At 59.6% G+C, this 20,170-nt stretch carries 19 protein-coding genes and 4 pseudogenes; 12 read left to right on the top strand and 11 right to left on the bottom strand.

Annotated features, from left to right (window positions below; all coding sequences use genetic code 11):
- Nucleotides 1–266: 266 nt before the first annotated feature.
- Entirely contained in the window at nt 267–761 is a 495-nt protein-coding gene (locus X735_RS137775; protein ID WP_031213832.1) for a hypothetical protein, read from the bottom strand.
- A gap of 56 nt (nt 762–817) precedes the next feature.
- On the opposite strand from X735_RS137775, the gene X735_RS1000000170450 reads away from it, so the two are divergent.
- On the top strand, nt 818–1,009 hold the full coding sequence (locus tag X735_RS1000000170450) for an NUDIX hydrolase (RefSeq protein ID WP_224660785.1): 192 nt from the start codon (nt 818–820) through the stop codon (nt 1,007–1,009).
- Between the two features lie 584 nt (nt 1,010–1,593).
- Here the strand turns inward: X735_RS1000000170450 and X735_RS137785 are convergent.
- Nucleotides 1,594–2,529: an XRE family transcriptional regulator gene (locus X735_RS137785; RefSeq protein WP_023814010.1), complete on the bottom strand. Its 936-nt coding sequence runs from the start codon at nt 2,527–2,529 to the stop codon at nt 1,594–1,596.
- 239 nt (nt 2,530–2,768) lie between these two features.
- Between X735_RS137785 and X735_RS1000000169070 the strand changes: the two genes are divergently transcribed.
- The 4 genes from X735_RS1000000169070 to X735_RS137795 all read left to right on the top strand — a co-directional run bounded on the left by X735_RS1000000169070 (nt 2,769) and on the right by X735_RS137795 (nt 7,030).
- Complete coding sequence (locus tag X735_RS1000000169070) at nt 2,769–2,912, top strand: hypothetical protein (protein ID WP_155930622.1); 144 nt, start codon at nt 2,769–2,771, stop codon at nt 2,910–2,912.
- A gap of 1,760 nt (nt 2,913–4,672) precedes the next feature.
- Nucleotides 4,673–5,059: a hypothetical protein gene (locus tag X735_RS1000000168270; protein ID WP_023814007.1), complete on the top strand. Its 387-nt coding sequence runs from the start codon at nt 4,673–4,675 to the stop codon at nt 5,057–5,059.
- 261 nt (nt 5,060–5,320) lie between these two features.
- On the top strand, nt 5,321–5,821 hold the full coding sequence (locus tag X735_RS1000000168265) for a thermonuclease family protein (RefSeq protein ID WP_023814006.1): 501 nt from the start codon (nt 5,321–5,323) through the stop codon (nt 5,819–5,821).
- A 729-nt stretch (nt 5,822–6,550) separates the two neighbouring features.
- On the top strand, nt 6,551–7,030 hold the full coding sequence (locus X735_RS137795; RefSeq protein ID WP_023814005.1) for a hypothetical protein: 480 nt from the start codon (nt 6,551–6,553) through the stop codon (nt 7,028–7,030).
- Between the two features lie 33 nt (nt 7,031–7,063).
- On the opposite strand, the pseudogene X735_RS1000000170080 reads toward X735_RS137795, so the two are convergent.
- The 4 genes and pseudogenes from X735_RS1000000170080 to X735_RS137805 all read right to left on the bottom strand — a co-directional run.
- Nucleotides 7,064–7,153, bottom strand: a pseudogene (locus X735_RS1000000170080) (oxidoreductase); the annotation flags it as partial.
- 269 nt (nt 7,154–7,422) lie between these two features.
- Nucleotides 7,423–8,451 carry a hypothetical protein gene (locus X735_RS137800; RefSeq protein ID WP_155930620.1) on the bottom strand — a complete coding sequence of 343 codons (1,029 nt, stop codon included), beginning with the start codon at nt 8,449–8,451 and terminating at the stop codon, nt 7,423–7,425.
- A 108-nt stretch (nt 8,452–8,559) separates the two neighbouring features.
- Complete coding sequence (locus X735_RS1000000170355; protein ID WP_023760395.1) at nt 8,560–8,694, bottom strand: hypothetical protein; 135 nt, start codon at nt 8,692–8,694, stop codon at nt 8,560–8,562.
- Nucleotides 8,691–9,128, bottom strand: coding sequence for a toxin-antitoxin system HicB family antitoxin (locus tag X735_RS137805; RefSeq protein ID WP_196815362.1), 438 nt, complete (start codon nt 9,126–9,128; stop codon nt 8,691–8,693). Before X735_RS137805 ends, X735_RS1000000170355 begins: the two co-directional genes overlap by 4 nt.
- An 846-nt stretch (nt 9,129–9,974) precedes the next feature.
- Here X735_RS137805 and X735_RS1000000168250 point away from each other — a divergent pair.
- The 3 genes and pseudogenes from X735_RS1000000168250 to X735_RS1000000170070 all read left to right on the top strand — a co-directional run.
- Nucleotides 9,975–10,184 (top strand): annotated as a pseudogene (locus X735_RS1000000168250) (IS110 family transposase); the annotation flags it as partial.
- A 234-nt stretch (nt 10,185–10,418) separates the two neighbouring features.
- Nucleotides 10,419–10,730, top strand: a complete 312-nt coding sequence (locus tag X735_RS1000000170075) for a site-specific integrase (RefSeq protein WP_023814000.1) — start codon at nt 10,419–10,421, stop codon at nt 10,728–10,730.
- 24 nt (nt 10,731–10,754) lie between these two features.
- Nucleotides 10,755–10,895: a hypothetical protein gene (locus X735_RS1000000170070; protein WP_245273310.1), complete on the top strand. Its 141-nt coding sequence runs from the start codon at nt 10,755–10,757 to the stop codon at nt 10,893–10,895.
- Nucleotides 10,896–11,241: 346 nt separating this feature from the next.
- On the opposite strand, the gene X735_RS137815 is transcribed toward X735_RS1000000170070, so the two are convergent.
- On the bottom strand, nt 11,242–11,637 hold the full coding sequence (locus tag X735_RS137815) for an XRE family transcriptional regulator (protein ID WP_023801991.1): 396 nt from the start codon (nt 11,635–11,637) through the stop codon (nt 11,242–11,244).
- A complete protein-coding gene (locus tag X735_RS137820) occupies nt 11,637–12,008 on the bottom strand; it encodes a type II toxin-antitoxin system RelE/ParE family toxin (protein ID WP_023813997.1) in 372 nt (123 codons plus the stop codon). Before X735_RS137820 ends, X735_RS137815 begins: the two co-directional genes overlap by 1 nt.
- 73 nt (nt 12,009–12,081) lie before the next feature.
- Here X735_RS137820 and X735_RS1000000170065 point away from each other — a divergent pair.
- Nucleotides 12,082–12,312: pseudogene (locus tag X735_RS1000000170065) on the top strand (ABC transporter permease); the annotation flags it as partial.
- 141 nt (nt 12,313–12,453) lie between these two features.
- Here the strand turns inward: X735_RS1000000170065 and X735_RS137825 are convergent.
- From X735_RS137825 to X735_RS137830, 3 genes are all read right to left on the bottom strand, one after another.
- Nucleotides 12,454–13,575, bottom strand: coding sequence for an MFS transporter (locus tag X735_RS137825; protein WP_031213820.1), 1,122 nt, complete (start codon nt 13,573–13,575; stop codon nt 12,454–12,456).
- A gap of 57 nt (nt 13,576–13,632) precedes the next feature.
- Nucleotides 13,633–15,069 (bottom strand): RNA polymerase factor sigma-54, encoded by a 1,437-nt coding sequence (gene rpoN, locus X735_RS0135280; protein WP_031213819.1) that lies wholly within the window; start codon nt 15,067–15,069, stop codon nt 13,633–13,635.
- 69 nt (nt 15,070–15,138) lie between these two features.
- Nucleotides 15,139–15,672 carry a peroxiredoxin gene (locus X735_RS137830; protein WP_023766875.1) on the bottom strand — a complete coding sequence of 178 codons (534 nt, stop codon included), beginning with the start codon at nt 15,670–15,672 and terminating at the stop codon, nt 15,139–15,141.
- A gap of 1,636 nt (nt 15,673–17,308) precedes the next feature.
- On the opposite strand from X735_RS137830, the gene X735_RS137840 reads away from it, so the two are divergent.
- The 3 genes and pseudogenes from X735_RS137840 to X735_RS1000000170445 form a co-directional block, all read left to right on the top strand.
- Nucleotides 17,309–18,511 carry a cytochrome P450 gene (locus tag X735_RS137840; protein WP_023727159.1) on the top strand — a complete coding sequence of 401 codons (1,203 nt, stop codon included), beginning with the start codon at nt 17,309–17,311 and terminating at the stop codon, nt 18,509–18,511.
- 91 nt (nt 18,512–18,602) lie between these two features.
- Nucleotides 18,603–19,892 (top strand): cytochrome P450, encoded by a 1,290-nt coding sequence (locus tag X735_RS137845; protein WP_031213818.1) that lies wholly within the window; start codon nt 18,603–18,605, stop codon nt 19,890–19,892.
- A pseudogene (locus X735_RS1000000170445) lies at nt 19,876–20,019 on the top strand (ferredoxin); the annotation flags it as partial. The gene X735_RS137845 and the pseudogene X735_RS1000000170445, both read left to right, overlap by 17 nt.
- Between the last annotated feature and the right edge of the window lie 151 nt (nt 20,020–20,170).

Here is a 20,170-nt window from a genome sequence, read left to right as displayed (position 1 = left end):
CCCGCGCCAAACGGCGTAACAGAAATGGTCGCGGCTCTAATCGCCACTGGATGACAGTTCAGTGGCAGGTCACTTTGTGCCAAGCACCGAAATAATGACCCGGCATGCTAGAGGCAAGCCGTGAAGCCAATCGATAATCTGCTGATCGGACACTTTTGCCGAGGCCGACGCCTCGTTCCCTGTTCGACCTGGTCGGGCAGCCGTACAAAACCTGGCGCCGCCGTGGGTCTGCGGGAGTTGCCAGTGCCGAAGCCGAAATGGTCTCCTCATGCTTTGGCAAACGATCCGTTTAGTGGACTTGCCGATGGTCGTTCACCATACACAGCCTCGATGCCCGTCTTCCGGATAGCCAGACCGACGGCTTTCTCTATCTCCCAAACCACCAGCCGCAATCGCTCCATGGTTCGCGCAGTCCTACGCGGCCCGTCCTTGTCAAGCTTGTAGTCGTATCGGATCTGCGTGTATTCGTTCGCGACCGTGCGCGAGCGGATGAAGTCTTCTACCTCGCTCGGCATCTCCAACCCGAGGTGTCTTCCTTCGTCCAGCATGTCCAAGAAATGATGCTGATAGCCCCGGATGTCAGCCGGTGTTTTTCCTTGGAGAAGGAGGAAGCTTCGCAGGTAGTGCTCTAACGCTTGAAAGTAGAGGAATCTGCGAGGATGATCGGAAATGCTCGGCCGAATTTGGGGGGAGACCAAGGCAAGAGCATCAGCGTTCGCCCGATACGTTTGGGCGAAAAGAAAGACGCCGAACGGCGTCATTCCCGATCCATATACCTTCGGCTTTTTGGCTGCACCGTCTCCCATGGTCAGCGAAGATGCCGCCTTCGGTCGCGGAGGGCAAGTCTCTCTCGAGTAAGCACAATCTAAAGGCGCGCTCGCGGGGCAGAGCTACTGGGCGACGCCCGGTGGAGGCTTGCAGCATGGGGGAGACGTTCGAACAGGCCGCAATCCGCGAACTGCGCGAGGAAACCGGAATCCTTGTGGATCGCGTCGCGCCCCAGGTGTGAGAGCGAGAATTTGTGCTTCATTTGCCCGACGGCGAACATGTCATCGCCGAGGAGCGATTCTTCCTGATACGGGCCGATAGTTCCACAGCCGAGCGGGAGTTCATTTGCGAGAGCAGCTAAGGCAGCTTTGAGTCTCTTGGTGCTCGGTGCCGTGGCGCCGCCAACAGGATTGGCGTAATCCGCATTGCGACGTGGGAATGCCTGCTATTATCAGAGCCGCCACTATTGCCGACTTGCCGCGCATGGTCGATCTCTTGTTGGAGGATGCTAGGCAAAGACACGCTCTCAACCCGACACTCTGGGCGATTGCAGATGATGCACATGAGAGGGTGGAGGAGGCGGTGAGATTCGCTTTGGAGGCGGACAAGCAGCCATTCCGGCAGAAATGGCTCGTTGCCGAGGGGGATGACGCGCTCGCCGGTCTCCTTCTTTGACGGCATCGAAAGGTCAGGGGAGCTAGAAGGCGCTATTTTGAAGTTTGTAGTAGGGTCGACATTTCCCGACCGGCTTTGCACTGCCTAAGCGTAACTGCGAATCGGAACCTTGTTGAACCACGCGCCGCTGGCGGTCGACGGGTGGCATCGTTAGGGTTTGGCGAGACTCACTTTCTTTCCAATATGATCGCGCCATAAGCCGAGCCGCTTTATTCGATATTCAACAAGTTCCGGTGAGGTCCCGAAGAAGGATGCGATCTCGGGGGCACTTTTGCCATCCGAGACCATACGCTTGATCGCGTCTCGTGGAAGCAAAGTTGCCGATGCCAAGAAATAAGCGTCGTGCTCTTCAGCGCTATCATATGTTCGACCGAAGCAGCCAGCAATCTTAGCTATCTTGGTTAGCTTGTGCCCGGCAAGAATATGCCAATACTCCTCAAGTAGCGTCACTCTTTGTCTCTCAACGGTATGGTAGTCGTTTAAAAAGACAACCCAGCTATCCTGATCGGAATTCAAGGGAACGCTCATAGCGGACCACTCGCCGCGCGACGGTCCAGCAAGCGTGTTTTTTGCCTTTCCGGAAATACAGGTGGATTCCCGCAATCGTTCTACCGTAACAGAATCAACAACCAAATAAAATGGATCCAGCGGATCGCTTTTCTTCAACCCTAACTCTTTTCGGAAATCTTCGGCCGTCTGCTCTAGCTCCTCCTTAGACATGGCGATAACTTCAGCATCTATCGGCGCGCTGCTCGGTTCTGATATATCACCCTTAGTGTAGTGCTGACGAAGACACACGGCTGCGTGCAGTAGGGTTTGCACAGTCCCGGAGGACGCGTTTTTGCCAGCGCGGAAGTGGACGAATGCCACCCGATCAAAGCCAAGCTCGTGTTCATCGGCATCAGGGCCGAGCCACTCGAGCAGCCTAATTTTGGAATTGTTGTCGGGCGATCCGTCGCCCCGCTCGATGCGGGCCAGCGTGGAGAAGCTGATCCCCACAATCCCCGATAATGCCCTTATACTAAGACATTCGCGTTCCCGCTTCTCGCGGACCGCCCCGACGAGCTTTTCTTCGAATTCGTTCATGTTCACCATTGTGCGATCAGCACACCTTGACACACTCCGCTCCAGAATGCATCCTGTGCTGGTGACACAGACTCGCACATCGGCAAGCAAAATGGAAGTGTTGTTGACCAACGATGCGCGGGCTGAGTTGCAGCGGATTGGCGACGGTTTGGACGCGCGCCAGCCCGTGGGGGTAAGGGACCGGGGAATCGTAATTCTCGGCCCACAGCCCACATCACCGACTGTCCAGGAGAAAAGTAATGAGCAACAGCAAGGAGCGGGAGGACCCGCAGCCCGATCACGGCAAGGGTCCACCAGACGGCAAAGGTCGTCCGATCGATCACGGGCGCCCCGTGCCGGATCACGGATCGTCGGCCTCGCCGGCAACTACGCCGGGCAGCTAGAGAATGTGCAACGGGCATACCCCGGAGCAACTCTCCTCCCCGATGACCATGGAGTATGGCTTCTCGCTCGCAGCCAAGTCATAGATGGTTTAGCGCGAGAAGCCATATTCCTTATTGCCTTACCAGAAACACCAGCGGTCGAGCCGCGTGGATGGGCGTTCTGGGAGCAAGATGGGCAGGTCGAATGGATCGGCCCGCGACATACCAATTTCCCTGACGGCTCGGTCTGCGCTTATCACCCCATGCTCGACAAAGCTTGGTCGCCAGGTGGTGATTTGTGCACGTTGCTCGACCTTTATAGCGTATGGGCGCTTCGTCACCTTCATTTGGTGGTGTTTGATCGGTGGCCGGGACGCCAGTATGCGATGCCTGATGAACTGGGCCAATCTGATCCCTATTATCGGCTAACTCAGTTTAAGGAGGCCGAGCTTTGCAGCTGCGGATCAAATCGGCGCTATGGCGAATGCTGCCGGCCGCATGACCTGANAGTTTAAGGAGGCCGAGCTTTGCAGCTGCGGATCAAATCGGCGCTATGGCGAATGCTGCCGGCCGCATGACCTGAAACTGCCCTTTCTGTCAATTCTGCACGCCTTCAAAAGGCGTAATCTCGGTCTCGGCATCCTTGGTCGAGCGCCCCCCGCCGAAATTCCAGCGTTGATCGCCCAAGGAGGACAAAAACCTCCACCTTCCATGTTAGAGGTTCACTCTGCTCTGCGGGCGCATGTCGCGGACGTCAGCCGGAATCCGTAGCTCTACATCCCGTAAGAGATGCACGATCGGGTCAGAGGGGGAAGCATGCCGCTCCTGACGAATCCCCAATGCCAGGTGCCGACGACTTCCGAGCCCTCGAACCAAGTCGAAAAGTTCAGCTTCGGAAAATGCAGCACGCGGGCCGCCCATCATATTTTCTCAATATCGTGGTCGCCTGGACCCTTTGCCCATGGGGTCCAGCCCTTGCATAGCCGTTGCGCCAATTCGCTGTTTCGCATCTTCATTCCGACGGAATGATGGATAAAATAACGGGGTATATCCGTCGGAATAGGGAAGTCTACGAACTGCCAGCAGGTGGAATTTGGCAGAATTTACCAGATTTGTTCATCACTCTTGCACCAAATTCAACTTTAGGAGATGCTAACTCGGCCTTGGGAGGGCTGGGGGATGAGAATAAAAGCATTTGTGGCACTTNTCGCTCTTGCACCAAATTCAACTTTAGGAGATGCTAACTCGGCCTTGGGAGGGCTGGGGGATGAGAATAAAAGCATTTGTGGCACTTGGTGCCACGGCAGCGCTGGGCGGCTGCCAAACAAGCAATCAAGCTGACTACATGCAAATAGGCTACGGGCCTAGTTTCGACGTCGCCCACGCTCAATGCGAAATGCATAAGGGGTCGGTTGACCAAGGCTATATTGCTATCGGGTCCCCGGGCTTTGTTGCGGGGGCCGGAATCGGCAATGCCCTCGGCAACTTGGCTGCCGAAGACCAGTATATGAAGAACTGCCTCATCCTAAGCGGATGGAAGCGTGCCCCGCATGGCCAGGGTGCCACGGCAGCTCCAGCCGTTGCTGGTGGCGCGCCACCGACACCCTATGGGATCCAGCGCGCACCTGGCAGCTGGATCAATACGGCGCTGCTGGNCTGCTGGACTGGTCAGACGCGAATAACAAGTGCGTCGCCGGCGACAAGGCCGCGTGTGGGACTCGAGCGAAGCTTGGTGCGCAACTGAGAGCCGCCGGGATAAACCCGGCGCCGGTCTAGGGGCCATGCAGTGGAACCTGGCGATCTGCCTTGGCATCGTTCTAGCATTGAGCGGCTGCGCAGCGGATTATCTCAATCACTACGACAGCGTGACGCTCTCTTCCGGCGACGCCAATCGCGCCAATAGCCTCGCCCAGACAGTCGACCCGTTCAACCCGAACAGTCAGAACACGCATATCGAGGGCGACGGCCAGCGAACAGCTGGAGTCATCCAGGCCTTTCGCGGAATCCCGCTGACACCGCCAGGCCAAGGTGCGCGCCAAGGTGGCGGCGGGGACTCTGGCAATCATCCATGCGATCTGCGCAATGGGGTTGACAGCCTAGGCCGGGCTTGCGGTGAACGTGCCGCCGAAGCGAAACCGGGCGGCCGCACCGGACATGAGGCGAACTAGCAATGCTGCGTAGAATGCGATCGCCTCGCCGGAGGCCACTTGGCGTGGTGCAAAGGCGCCTGATCTTGGTGACGGTGGCCGCGGCTGGCGCTCTGGCTGCGCAAACGGCCATGCAACACAGCGACCGCATACCTGAGTTCCATCTGCCGAACTGGACCAGCGCGGGCTTGGCGACGATTGCCGGCGTGGCATCCGTCATCGACGGCGACACGATCGAAATCCACGGACAGCGCATCCGCTTCANTGGCGACGATTGCCGGCGTGGCATCCGTCATCGACGGCGACACGATCGAAATCCACGGACAGCGCATCCGCTTCAACGGCATCGACGCGCCGGAGAGCCAGCAGCTTTGTAAAAATGCGAGCGGGGCCGACTATCCCTGCGGCCGGCGATCGGCACAGGCGCTTGACACCTTCTTGGCCGCGTCGAGGCCAGTGCAATGCACATTCGTGACCTGGGATCGCTATCACCGCTTTGTCGGCGACTGCCAGCGTGCCGATGGCGCCAGCGTGGCCGCCTGGATGGTCGAGCACGGCCAGGCGATCGACTGGCCCCGCTACAGCCATGGTGCCTATGCAGCGCAGCAGGGGAAGGCGGAAGCGGCGAAGGTCGGGCTGTGGGTCGGAAAGTTCCAAGCGCCGTGGGAATGGCGCGCCGGGCATGGAGACAATGCCNGGCGAAGGTCGGGCTGTGGGTCGGAAAGTTCCAAGCGCCGTGGGAATGGCGCGCCGGGCATGGAGACAATGCCCAACCGGCGGTGAGCCAACCGCTCGGCACCATCAGCCGTCAACAGGTAGCGCAAAGCTACTCATGCCAGCCGCGGCGGAAATGCTCGCAAATCAGCTCGTGCGACGAGGCTCAATGGTATCTCAGTAATTGTCCGTGGGGCGGCAAGCTCGACCGGGATGGCGACGGGCAGGCGTGCGAAACCTTATGCTAGGAATGGCGACGATGACAGCGAGACTAATTGGACTGGCTGTGGCTTTGTGCCTGCCCTTTCAGATGGTTGCGCTTGCGGCGGGAGAACCGACTGTGGTCTCCTGCAAGTTTGAGCACCTGCCTCCGATGCTGCTAACGTTCCGTGGCGGGATGGGAGCTAACGACAATACTCTGCAAGTCGGACAAACCCCGCCCGTTTCGTTAAGCGTCGGATCAAGTTTGATGGTTGCCGAAATAGGGGCACAGGAGCTGACGTTTTCCCTTCGAATGCCCACCTCTGTTTCAATAGCCGCGCCTGGGGATGACGTCATCACATACTACGGAGACTGCATTAGCTCCCTACAACCGCGAGGATAACCGGTGCGGCTACTTCTAAGGGCTGATGGAGCCGAGCGGCGCAACTGGCTGGATTTATTCTCGGCTCCGTTCGACCCTTCCGTTGAGGTGCTTAGTCAGGACGGGCAAGAGCATCTTGTTTTGAATGTGGCGCGGTTGGGCGCTAGTTCCACGCCCCGAGAAGCCTATGCGCTGGTAAGTTGGCCGTCAGGGAAATGAATGCCATCGTGGCCGGAATCGTTGGCAAATCAAATGTGACGTTGACCGGAACGGTTCGCTCATTCGGGGACCGATTATTGGTAGATTTCATCATGGAGACCGAGACCGCGCATTTTAGATTTGGCGCCGGGGCGGCCAGGTTTCAGATCCTTGACCAGCATGGTGAGCCGATCGTCGAGGAAGCGGCACCATCGATCGCGCAAGAGAGATACAAAGCCGCTGCCTCCCAACCCATTCTTGCTGAAGCGTTGGCCTATTCAGCCGGAGCCCCTGACTGGTTTGATCTCTACAAAGCGTGCGAATGTCTCCTGGCCGGAGGCGTCAAACTCGATAGCGGAATGAAGGAGGTCAAACAGACCGCTAACGCCTTTCGCCATAGAGCCAACGGCAGTTCCCGGTTGCCCCCAAATCCGCCAAGCCTCCTCGACGCCGTGAGACGAACGAGAGCCTGCATAAACCGGGAGTTGGACCGCTAGGGAAGACCTGTCAGCGAATGACGACAGCGCCCCTTAGAAGATTGACCTATGGACGCCGCCGTCGACGCGCAAAGCAGCGCCACTTGTCGCCGAAGCCTGCTCCGAGCAGACATAGACGACCAAACCACGCCGAGCTTACCGCCAGCCAACTGCCCATCCAGGAACGGTCGCCATCAACCCGCATCTGACCCATTCGCCGAAAATGGTCGATCGCTGCCGAATATGCCGGATCGCCACTACGCAGGCTGTTTAGTGTCTGCGCAGCCGCGACCGTGGTCGAGCGCAAAGGATTGCACATGGTCGACGATGGCATATCCTACGTGTCGGCCACCCAAGTTGAAGACGCTGTGGGATGAAAAGGGCGATGAGCCACTTCGGGATATGTCCCTGGCTTAACCGCTTAACCCTGCATCGATCTTTGACAAAACGGCTGCGATCTCAGAATCAAAATCGTACGGTCGTTCCGTTGACGGGGGCAATCTGGAAATGAAGTGCGCAAGCTCCAGCGCGCCGAAGTCGTGAAAAGGATTGAGACCGATAACGTTGCTCATAGTCAGGTCCTCGGGAACAGGAGAAGGGAGCAGTCTAGAAAAGCGACGCAATGCCTCGTCTATGCTCCAATCCGATACGAACAACAGCAGTGAGCTGAAGGCTAGGAGCGCCGGGGGCGCGTTTCCGAAGATGCCAGGACCGACTTTACGTCTGAGCGCCAATTTGCCGTAGTCGGCCATTAGCGCCGCTAGGCGTGCCGCCCGTCCAAACCGATCTCGTAGAGGTGCCATCGCAATCAGAGTGCTTCCATGAAAGCCGCTCAGAATGCGTTTGGTGCGATCTCTTACATCCGCATCAATCAGCACCCTAGGCATCGTCTCCACGAAATCGCGATAGTGAAAGGCCAGGTCACGCTGCGCCGCGCGTTTCCGATCAAAGCCAGGCATACGCGCGTGCAAGGGGTCAAAAGAGATAGCTTCGTAAAATGGCAATCGCCGGATCGAATACGCCCAGTCAGCCATCAGTGGGATTCCCTTGACGACAAACGAATTTGCTTCCCGAAACATCAGGAACCAAGATCTCAGCCGGAATATGTCCTCTCTATTACACTCACCGGTCGCGATCGCCTTGCACACTAACTCCCGGATAATTTTCGTATCCTTGTCGTTCGCATCAAAACGCACTTCAACGTCGCGCACGACACCCGGGGTCTCATCAATGGGGAAGAAGTCGCACCCGATCTTGTGTGCAGAGTGGCCGTACTGATCTATGAACCGAAAGTGTGCCTGGCGTGTGTTTTGCGTCCCCTTCTTGACGTCCGAACGCACTAGGCTTGCACCGCCGCAACGACAGGATGGGCACAACAAGTCACCGCGCATCCATTCGCGTTCCGACTGGCTCAAGCCGAAATCTTCCTGATCAAGGATCATGGTTACTCCGCGGAGTTGGAGCAACTGCCTGGAGTCAAGCTCACGATCGAAGTGTTGTGAAAAAGCGGTGTGGCTCATTGGGAGCGACCCTCGGATGTGTGATGAAGCTTATGAGATAAGCCGATAAGCGCAATACGCGCCTATCGCGACTGCCGCGATGGCAATGATTATGGCGACCGCACCTTCGGCCGTCAGCCTGACCTTGAGGCTGGCACGCGAGGCAGAAATCTCAATCTTGCTCACGGCTTGTCTCCATCGCTGGCGCAGCCTTCGAGGCAGCGAACCATCCAGGCATTGAGGGACTGTTTGTTTGCCTCAGCTTTTGCCGCTAACCGCGTCCTCAAACTCTCCGGCATTCGCAAAGTGAATTTCACCTCACCCGAGCCAGCTTCAGGCATTTCACCGAACAGTTTCTCTATGAGCTCGGGGTCCCAGCTCATATTCTTTTCGAGCCACTGACGGGCCTCGTCCGGAGTCAGCGGTGTGATCGTGTCGTGATCATCTTCGTTCTGACCATCCGTGAAATTGTAGCGGAAGAATGCACCATGGCGGGTCTGGTAAAGGTAATCGCCATAGCTCCACCACTCCTCATTGGAGGTCCAACCGCCGATCTGGGTTGCCGTTTCGGTGTTGTAGGTTTTGCCATCGATAATCCGCTTACATTTTGTCGGACGCATGAAGCGCTCCATCAGTTGCCGTCAACTGACAAGGTAGGTGACTTGCCGTCACCTGTCAACACTTGCCGTCACCTGATTTAGCATGACTCAATGTGACAATGTCCTTTATCAGTGATTGTGCGCGTAAAGTTCAACGCCGCTCTATCGTCTTAATGGTCCGCGCCATCTCTCGTTCTCACAGCATTGCTGCGCTTCTAAGCCATGCTGCAAAGGCGGGCTGGGGCGGAGCCACCGACACCAATACCGGAAACCATACCTTCGGGCGACCGTCGACCGGATGAGGCGACGCTCGATGAAGTCAAAGCGCTACTCATACAGAACTCTCGATTGCGACTAAGTTGCTTGCCAGGCAACGAGAAACCCCTGATAGAATGGTCAGGCGGGATCAAAGTCATGCTTGAACGAGGGTCGCAGTGGTTTCGTTGGGAGCCACATATTCATGCGCCCGGAACGATCTTCAACGATCAGTTTGGTGCAGACTCTCGGGAGGCTTATCTCTCAGCACTAGAGGCCGTAACTCCGGCTCTAAAGGCGATCGGAATTGCGGACTATTACGGGATCAGTACGTATCAGCGTGTGCTGGCCGACAAACAGCAGAACCGCTTGCCCGATTGCGACCTTATATTCCCCAACATCGAAATGCGACTTGGGATTGGCACGACTAGGGGCAACTTCGTCAACATCCACCTTCTAGTTGACCCATCAGACCCCGACCACGTCGATCAGATTACAACGATGTTGAGCCGTCTGACATTGAGACTACGGGTGCACAGCTCCTCAGTTGACGCGTTTAGGTCGACGCCTCAATTCAGCGCTTACCGATGATCGTGCTGCGCTTGCATATAGCGCGGGCTGCTATACGAGGCGGCCGCAGTCATCCTGAACGGGTCGACGGATACTAGCACACTGCGAACCTGGGCTTTGGAGCTGAAAGAACGGCTTGGCTTCAAGCGAGCGGCCGTGGCTCTGGCGCGCAAGCTGGCGGTGATCATGCATGCGATGCTCCGGACGGGCGAGCTGTTCGATCCGCACGGAGGAACGCCTGCCGCAGCCTGATCCTGCATACGCTTGCCGGCGACGATTTCCTCACGTCATTCAACCGATAGCGTTCTTCCAGGACGCACCGAGCTGTCCCTGCCGGGACGTGGCTGAGATCATTCCGCGAAGCGGGAAGCAACTGCCTCGGTAAGCAGATTGCGCCTCGGCCTGAGATGGCGCGACTGCCATTTGACTTGGCGGGAAGAGGCGTCGATCTGACCATGGAGTTCCGTTCAACGAGAGGAACTCGCCATGGCTACCCTGTCGACCGATGCACCAATCTCTCCGCTTCGCCAGCGCATGCAGCACGACATGCTCATGCGTGGCCTGGGCTCCCATACCCAGCAGGACTACGTTCGTCACGTCCGGCGCTTCGCTGTGTTCCTTGGCCGCTCGCCCGACACGGCGACGGCTGAGGACATCCGTCGATTCCAGCTGCATCAGCATGAGAGCGGCGTCGGCCCTGCGACGATCAATGGCGCGGTCTCGGCACTGCGGTTCCTGTTCATCGTGACGCTGAAGCGTCGGGATCTGGCGCGTGCGCTGGTGATCATGAGGTATTAGCGCAAGCTGCCCGAGGTGCTGAGCGTGGAGGAAGCGGCGCGGCTGCTCGAAGCCGCACCCGGCATCAAGTACAAGGCCGCGCTCGGCGTCGCCTATGGCGCGGGCCTGCGCGTGTTCAAGTTGCGCACCTCAAGATCGACGACATCGACTCGACACGCATGCTGATCCGCGTCGAACAGGGCAAGGGACGCAGGGACCGCAACGCTATGCTCTCGCTGCAATTTCTGGAACTGCTTCGGCTGTGGTGGCGCGAAGGCAGGTGGCGCGGGGTGATGCTCCCCCATGGCTGACTGTTCCCCGGGGCGCAGCTTCACCGCGCCGATCTCATCGAGGCAATTGCACCGCGCGGTCCAGGAGGCAGCCAAAGTCGCCGGCATCCGCAGCTCACACCTATGTCGGCCTCCGTTAACTTGCCGCGAGCTGGCTTAACTAGGACGTTGCTCATACCTACTCCTCGCATGGACGAGAGCATCTCGCCCCCATCGGTAGTCTTTCGCCGAACAGAGTGAGGTCAGCCGGCGCGTGCGGCCTTTGTGCGATTACGTCCACCTGCCGCTCTTTTAACGCTACGCACGGAGACGGCTTTGGGAGCCACGACGTCGCCGAGCCGCTCTATACGGAGGGGCGCGCGCGAGGGAAGGCGAACGACGAGTTCGAGTTGCCCCCCGATCGCCTCGACGTAACTTTTAAGAGTAGACAAGTACATGTCGGCTTGTTTCTCGATCTTCGAGACCGAAGGCTGCTTGATCTTGAGGACCGAAGCGATTTCGGCCTGGGCCTTTCCAGCGGCACGCCGCAAATCGCCGAGACTCTCGACTTCTCCCCTTAACTCTTCGAAACGCGCGTCGACCCGCTCCCGACGATCCTCGGGGAGCGCAGCGATTAGGTCATCAAGCTTGCGTCCCATCACTTCTTCTCCTTCTTCGCCGCCGCCAAACGGTCGAGATGCCCTTGATAGCGCTTGTCCGCCTTGGCGATCAGACGTTTATAGAAGCGCTTCTCACTCACGCCCGACTTATCGCCGGCGACGAGCAGGATCGCCTTCCGCTTCCGGTCGAATGCGAACGCAACCCGCCAGACACCATCATCAGCATCGAAGCGAAGTTCTTTCATGTTCGCGAACGACGAGTCATTCAAGGTATCCGCATGCGGTCGCCCCAGCTGGGGCCCAAACACACCGAGCAGCTTAGCGGAGGCCAATAGCTCATCTTGGACTGTCTGGGGCAACGCCTCGAACTCCCCATCGAACTCATCGCCAAAAACGACTTCCCAAGTCATATATAGCTCCTAGGCTATGTGGTCAACATCATCAAGCTGCCGAACGATAGTCTGCGGCCGAAACAAGGTAGGCGCCGTCGACGATAATCCGGCCGCCGTTGACACGACTGGCAATTCGCGACCTGTCTGCGCTATCGAGCGGCATCGTCACCGGCGTTCTGACGGGCATGGCCGGCGCGTAGCTGTCGCTTGCCCATAATGCCTGCTTGTCGTAAAGGATATGACCGCCAGCAAGGGTTCCATCGCGCCGGCAGCGCTCACCGACGCCAAATGGAAACCGGTGCCGGCGAGGTTCGCGTGTCTGGCGGCGAAGGTCGCGTGGCCCGGAGGTGAAGCCGGCGAGGCGCTTGCGCTGGTCCATGCGTAATCGTGCGGAGGACCGCGCCGCGCTGTGCATCGCATCTCTCGTCCTGCTGCGCTGCTGAGGCCTCTTCTGTCAGGCGGTCTAGGTTTCGCGCTTCGGGCCGAGCACGAACACTATGAGGGCAGCGAAGAACGTGGCAACAGCACTGTAGGCAATGGCGCTGGTAATCCCCGCATTCTCCACCAACAGTCCGCCGAAAATCGCGCCGGCGGCGATTGCCACTTGGAATACTGTGACCAGCAGCACACCGGCGCTTTGGGCCTGCTCGGGAACGGCCCTCCGTACCATCCACGTCTGCAATCCCACTGGCACCGCGCCGAAGGCAAACCCCCACGCGGCAACAGCAATCGCCGAGGCCAAGGCCGATGCTCCCGCCGTCAGCAGCGAAACAGCGGCTATCGCTATGAGCAGCGGTGCAAGGGCCGCGACTGCCTTGAGACTGTACTCGGCCAGAAGCCCGCCGGCCAGATTGCCGAAAAATCCGCCGATGCCAAAAGCAAGCAACACAAGCGAGATCGTTTCTGCATCCAGCGCGGGAATCTTCTCGAGGAAGGCGCGGATATAGGTGATTCCGGCGAAGTGGCCGGAAGCGACCAGCAGGACGACCAAAAGCGCAACCTTGACCATCGGAATCTTAGCCACATCCAGCAGGCTGCGGAAGCTAGCCACTCCAATCGGAGGCAGTCTCGGAATGGTTATGAGTTGCACCAGCAGTGTAGCCGCGCCGCCGGCTGCGGCGAGCATGAAGGCGCTTCGCCATCCCCAGATATCGCCGACATAGGCGCCGATTGGAGCTGCGCAGACGGTAGCTACGGAAACGCCGGTGAGGATGATCGACATGGCGCGCGGCAGGAGGTGGCTTGGAACGAGCCGCATCGCCAGTGCTGCCGACATCGACCAGAAGCCTCCGAGCGCTATGCCGAGCACGACGCGTGCAGTCAGGAGAACCGCCAGCGACCACGCGCCGGCCGCCAGAACGTCCGACAGGATCAGCAGCAGCGTCATGGTCCACATGACNCCCTCGCTGATACCGAGATCATGCGCGAGGGGCGTGAGCAGGCTGACAGGCAGAAACTCTGCCGTGACCAGCCCGAAGGTGCCCAAGGAAAGCGAAATGACCGCACCCCATGCGGGACCAGACGGTGGGACGGGCTTTTCTGGGTGCAGAACAGCGTCCATGACACCTGCTGCGGATTGGGTCATGAACGAAGTCTCCACTTTGATGCAATGCAACGTGATGTTGGCTGCCTTGACCCAAATCTAAAAACACAAGCGCATTTCCCGGCGGCGTTGCACGGAGGAGGGTATGTTCATTGCTTCGCGATATTTTGTGACGGTGCGGCGCGCAACATCGATGCCGGTTTCCTTCAGCCGGACAGCGATGCCCTCATCGGAAAGCACGTCGCCGGGAGATTCTGCGGCAATGATCGCTTTGATCCGGTGCCGGACAGCTTCGGCGGAGTGCGCATCGCCGCCTTGGCAGGACGCGATCGCGATGGTGAAAAAATACTTCAGTTCAAAGACTCCGCGCGGGGTAAGCATGTACTTGTTCGAGGTCACCCGGCTTACCGTCGACTCGTGCACGCCGATCGCGTCAGCGACGGTTCTAAGATTGAGAGGCCGCAGGTGGGCGACGCCATGTTCCAAAAAGGCATCCTGCTGACGCACGATTTCAGCCGCAACCTTGACAATGGTCTTGGCGCGCTGATCGAGGCTGCGGATTAGCCAGTTCGCGTTTTGCAAGCATTCGTCGAGAAATGCTTGATCTTTCGAATTTTGGGCAGTTTGACGCGAGACTTCGGCATAGTAGCTTTGGTTGATCAGCAGCTTTGGCAGCGTGGCGGGATCAAGTTCGATCTGCCACCCGCCTTGAGGCGAGGGCGTGACCCAGACGTCGGGTATGATTGATTCAGACGCACCGGATTCGAATCTGTTCCCAGGCTTGGGATCGAGCGCCCGAATCTCATGCATCATGTCGAGAAGGTCTTCTTCATCGACGCCGCAATGCTGCTTCAGTGCCTCAAAATCCCGTCGCGCAAGCTTTTCAAGATGGGCAACCAAAGCTGCCATTGCCGGGTCGAGCCGATTTCGCTGGCGCAACTGAATCTCGAGGCATTCTCTGAGACTTCGCGCAAAAACTCCCGGTGGATCAAATTGCTGCAAGGTTCCGAGAACCCGTTCCACAACAGCCTCATGGACATTCAGGCTCTCGGCCAGCTCCAAAAGGTTTGCCCGAAGATAGCCAGTGTCTTCCAGATCGGCGGCAAGCTGGCCAGCGATCAGCCGCTCCTGTGGTGTGAACGCAGTGAGGGCGATCTGACGAGCGACATGGTCGTGCAATGTTTCGGCGAGGGTGGCATACTCGTCGAGGGAAGGGCCATTGCCGGGCGGGTTGTTGGTCGTGTTGCGAAGTGATTTCCATTGCCCGAGCCGTTCAGGCGAACCTCCCCCGGTCGGTCCTTCAACGGCGTTTGCCCTAGGGCCGACAGGCTGATCCGCTCCCGAAATCGAAACGTCGTCAAAAGGCCCGCCATCGCTTGATGCAGATTCCAAGAGCGGGTTCTTCTCAATTTCCCGCTCCACGAACTGATGCAGTTCAGTATGCGCCAGTTGCAGCAAGCGAATCGACTCAATGAGTTGAGGCGATGCCACCATGGATTGCTTCTGGCGTTGAAGCAGGCTTGCTGAGGATTGCATGGTGAGCGCGATAATCCTGTCGAGGAGCCTCTTGGGGCCGGCACTGGCACCAGTGAGACGTTTTCTAGGTCAAGCGGCGGCTTTCAGCGTTTCGAGAACGTTTTGCGGGGATGAGACGCCATAGGGGTCGGCCTCGCAGTTGTCGGAGAAACCTTCCTCCTCGAACCAGTGCTCCACCACGCCATTGTTGATCAGGGCGGCGTAGCGCCAAGAGCGCATCCCGAAGCCGAGATTGTCCTTGGCGACCAGCATGCCCATTTTGCGTGTGAACTCGCCTGAGCCATCGGGGATGAGCTCGACCTGCTTCAGGCCCAAGGACTTCCCCCACGCATTCATGACGAAGGCGTCGTTGACTGAGAGGCAGTAAATCGCGTCAATTCCCTCCTTCTCAAACTCATCATAGAGCTCTTCGAACTGGGGCAATTGGTAGGTCGAGCAGGTTGGTGTGAAGGCGCCAGGCAGCGAGAACAGGATGACCCGCTTGCCGGCAAAGTAGTCGTCAGATGTCTTTTCTTCCCAGCGATATGGATTTGGCCCCTGGACTGACTTATCGTGAACGCGCGTGAGAAAGGTGACGAAGGGAACTTTCTTTTGAACTGTCATCAAGTTGCTCCTAAAGAAGAAAACTGCCGTTGAGTTCTGGCATAGGCTGGCGCAATTCCGAGCAAAGGCTCGTATGCTCGGGCACGGAATGAGGGCCTCGGCGGCTCGCAACTTTCTTTTCCATCCCGACGTATGGGAACGTCTTGGCGGCTGGTCTTGGCCACGCGAACGCAATCGATCTGAGCGAGCTGGAGACCGTCGAGCCGCTTGCTTTCCACGGCTATGGCGCCGGAAGCGGGATCGGTCACCCGCGATCGTGCCCGGGGAAAAGGGATAGCGGCCGGAAGTAGCCAATATCGCAAGCATGTGGCGACCTGAAATGTCACTTCACGCAGACTCGGGTCACTGGACTGGTTCAGCGTGTTGTCGATATGTGGCAGTGACCCGCCGGCCTTGGCTTGGGTGACCCTTTGACGGGGCCCTTGGGCACTCCCATGCTGAACAGAACCGGTAAACGGCATTTGCGCGAGCGGCCCGTGTTGGCGTGCCGGCATCGGACCAGCCATGCGCAAAGCGGCCACCGAGAACGGCCTTCCGGAGGAGACGATGTCCCGATGTTCAGCGGGAACGGGCACCGTCTCCTCAGGCCACTGTCTAGAGCTTCGCGCGTCGGGCATGGTGCAAGTCGCTTTCATCGTAATTTGATGGTGCTCTAACCAGGAGCAGCAAGCGGCGTGCCATTTCAAATAGAGGTGCTGTTGGACCGCCCCCTTCTTCTCGGAGGCCGTGTCTTAGAAGACCGGGAGCGCGCTATGCCGCCTCGTCACACAGGCAACAACGATGCTGTATGGTGCGGATATTCGGCGCTTCAGCCCCGGCTGGGCAAAGAAGAACCGGAAGCCGAGCCGATGCACCACCTGAGGCTGGCGGGCACTCCAGTCGTAGCGTGTGCCGCTAGCGTTCATGGGTGCGCAGCACGGCTATCGCGAACACGCGCCTCTCGCAGCAACATGAGCGCGCGCTCTTGGGCAAGCGCCTTGGCGCCGTGAGGATCGAATTCCCCAATCGTGTCTGTTTGCCGCCCTCTTATGTTCGAAACTGGACCAGAATGTCGCAGGCCCGACCTAAAGGTCGCCCGAGGCGTTCTGTCCGACACTGTTCCGTCGCCTTTGTTGGCCCGCGACACCGGCTTATTTCGCCTAGTTCTTCTCTGGCCTCAGGCTAAGCCGCTGAGAAGCTGCCACGATTTTTTTCTGCTGCGGCCAAATTGGCACGAGATTTGAAGCACCTTCGTTGCGGGCCGGGAGCCGCCGACCGACTTTCATTCGTGGATGACACGAATGGAACGAAGAAAGAAAAGCAAAATGTCAAATCTGCGTCGGATAGCGTCTATGGGCAGGGGGGCCTCGGCGAAAGCCCTTACCCAACAGCTCGCCGCCCTTGTCGACGCTTGCGCAGGAAATCTTGGCCGGCGGCGAGTCAAAGGCCCACCACACGGACTTTATCCTGACCTCGAAGGTACAGGATAATGTTCTGCATCTCGCCGCGCGATGTGCCTAGACAGTTACGCGTTAGCCGATCTTGATAATCGGTCTGCCTCCGGACGACGTCGTCTACATGCCGTCTTAGGTCTTCGCTGCCGCAGCGTCCGCCGGTCACCTTCCGCCCTTCCATCGCTACCGAGTGAAGTGCCATCATGCCCGAACAACCTTTGCCGACGCTGCCGATGTGGCGCGTCGATCACATTGAGCCCTCGACCGAGATGTTGGCGCTGCGGGCCAACGGTCCGATCCACCGCGTGCGCTTCCCGTCCGGGCACGAAGGCTGGTGGGTCACAGGCTATGACGAGGCCAAGGCGGTGTTGTCCGACGCGGCGTTCCGGCCCGCGGGAATGCCGCCGGCCGCATTCACCCCGGATTCGGTGATTCTCGGTTCGCCAGGATGGCTGGTCTCGCACGAGGGGGGCGAGCATACGCGGTTACGTACGATCGTGGCGCCGGCCTTCAGCAACGGCAGGGTGAAGCAGCTCGCGCAGCAGGTCGAGGCGATCGCCGCGCAGTTGTTCGAGACGCTGGCGGCCCAGCCCCAGCCCGCCGATCTGCGGCGCCACCTCTCCTTTCCGCTTCCAGCCATGGTCATTGGCGCGCTGATGGGCGTGCTCTACGAGGACCACGCCTTTTTCGCCGGGCTGTCCGACGAGGTGATGACGCACCAGCATGAAAGCGGCCCGCGAAGCGCGTCGCGCTTGGCCTGGGAAGAACTCCGCGCCTACATTCGCGGCAAGATGCGGGACAAGCGCCAGGATCCGGGCGACAACGTGCTGACGGATCTGCTCGCGGCGGTCGACCAGGGCAAGGCGACCGAGGAAGAGGCGATCGGCCTGGCGGCGGGCATGCTGGTGGCGGGGCACGAGAGCACCGTCGCGCAGATCGAATTCGGCCTGCTGGCCATGTTCCGCCATCCGCAACAGCGCGAACGCCTGATCGGCGATCCATCCCTGGTGGACAAGGCGGTAGAGGAAATCCTGCGCATGTACCCGCCGGGCGCCGGCTGGGACGGCATCATGCGCTATCCGAGGACCGACGTGACCATCGCGGGCGTGCATGTTCCCGCGGAGAGCAAGGTGCTGGTCGGCCTGCCGGCGACGTCGTTCGATCCGCGCCATTTCGACGACCCGGAAATCTTCGACATAGGACGTGACGAAAACCCGCACCTGGCGTTCTCCTACGGGCCGCACAACTGCGTCGGCTTGGCGCTGGCCAGGCTGGAACTCAAGGCGGTGTTCGGTTCGATCTTCCAGCGCTTTCCCGCGCTGCGCCTGGCCGTGGCGCCCGAAGAACTGAAGTTGCGCAAGGAGATCATCACTGGTGGGTTCGAGGAGTTCCCGGTGCTCTGGTGATGCTCGGATGCCACCAGGAATCGCGATGTTCTCGAATTGCCGGCGCGCCTGCCGCGCACCGATCAGATCAGCCAGCCAACAGGTGACCAAGATGGACGTGCAAGAAACCACGGCAGCATGCCGGGACGCCTTCGCCGAACTGGCGTCGCCAGCGTGCATTCAGGACCCGTACCCATTCATGCGGTGGTTGCGCGAGCACGATCCGGTACATCGCGCGGCGTCGGGCCTCTTTCTGTTGAGCCGCCACGCCGACATCTACTGGGCGCTCAAGGCCACGGGCGATGCTTTTCGGGGGCCGGCGCCAGGCGAACTGGCGCGCTATTTCCCGCGTGCGGCGACCAGCCTGTCGCTAAGTCTGCTGGCGTCCACTTTAGCGATGAAGGAACCTCCAACGCATACGCGTCTGCGCCGGCTGATCTCGCGCGATTTCACCATCGGCCAGATCGACAAGCTGAGGCCGACCATCGCTCGCATCGTCGCAGCGCGCCTGGACGGCATGGCGCCCGCGCTGGAGCGCGGGGAGGCGGTGGACCTGCATCAGGAATTCGCGCTGGCCTTGCCCATGCTGGTTTTCGGCGAACTGTTCGGCATGCCCCCGGATGACGTTCTCGGGCTCATCACCGGCATCAGCGCCATTCTGGAAGGCCTGAGCCCGCACGCCAGCGATCCCCAGCTCGCCGCGGGGGACGCGGCCAGCGCCAGGGTGCAGGCCTACTTCGGCGACCTCATACAGCGCAAGCGCACCGATTCCCGCCACGACATCGTGTCAATGCTGGTCGGCGCACACGACGACGATGCCGAGACGCTGTCGGATGCGGAATTGATCAGCATGCTTTGGGGCATGCTGCTGGGCGGCTTCGCCACCACTGCCGCGGCCATCGGCCATGCGGTCCTGGCGATGCTGGCGTATCCCGAACAGCGGCACTGGCTGAAGGGAGATGCCGTGGGGGTGAAGGCTTTCGTCGAAGAAGCCCTGCGCTATGACGCGCCCGCCATGTTCAGCTCCATTCCGCGTATCGCCCAGCGCGACATCGAACTGGGCGGCGTGGTGATCCCGAAGAACGCGGACGTGCGCGTGCTGATCGCGGCCGGCAATCGCGACCCGGACGCCTTCGCCGATCCCGATCGCTTCGATGCCGTGCGGTTCTACGGCACCAGTCCTGGCATGTCGATCGACGGGAAGATCATGCTGACCTTCGGCCACGGCATCCACTTCTGCCTTGGTGCGCAACTGGCCCGGGTGCAGTTGGCCGAGAGCCTGCCGCGGATCCAGGCGCGCTTCCCCACGCTGGCATTGGCCGAGCAGCCGACCCGGGAGCCCTCCGCGTTCCTTAGGACATTCCGCGCGCTGCCGGTACGGCTGCATGGGCAGGAGGGCTGAGATGCGCGTCGTAGTCGATCAGGATCTGTGCGGAACGACCGGGCAGTGCGTGCTGACGCTGCCGGGCACCTTTCGCCAGCGCGAACCGGACGGCGTGGCCGAAGTGTGCGTGGCGACGGTCCCGCAGGCGCTGCACGCCGCCGTGCGGCTTGCGTCCAACCAGTGCCCGGTCGCCGCCATTCGTGTCATCGAGAGCGACGCTGGCCATGACGAGCGCGCCAGCGCCGACCCTGCGCCTTCTCCGGTGGAGGCCGAGCGGCATGCTGCGAAAGACCAAT

Origin of the sequence: Mesorhizobium sp. L2C084A000, assembly GCF_000502875.1 — a bacterium.
Lineage (GTDB): Bacteria > Pseudomonadota > Alphaproteobacteria > Rhizobiales > Rhizobiaceae > Mesorhizobium.
This window is presented reverse-complemented; position numbering and strand designations above follow the sequence as displayed.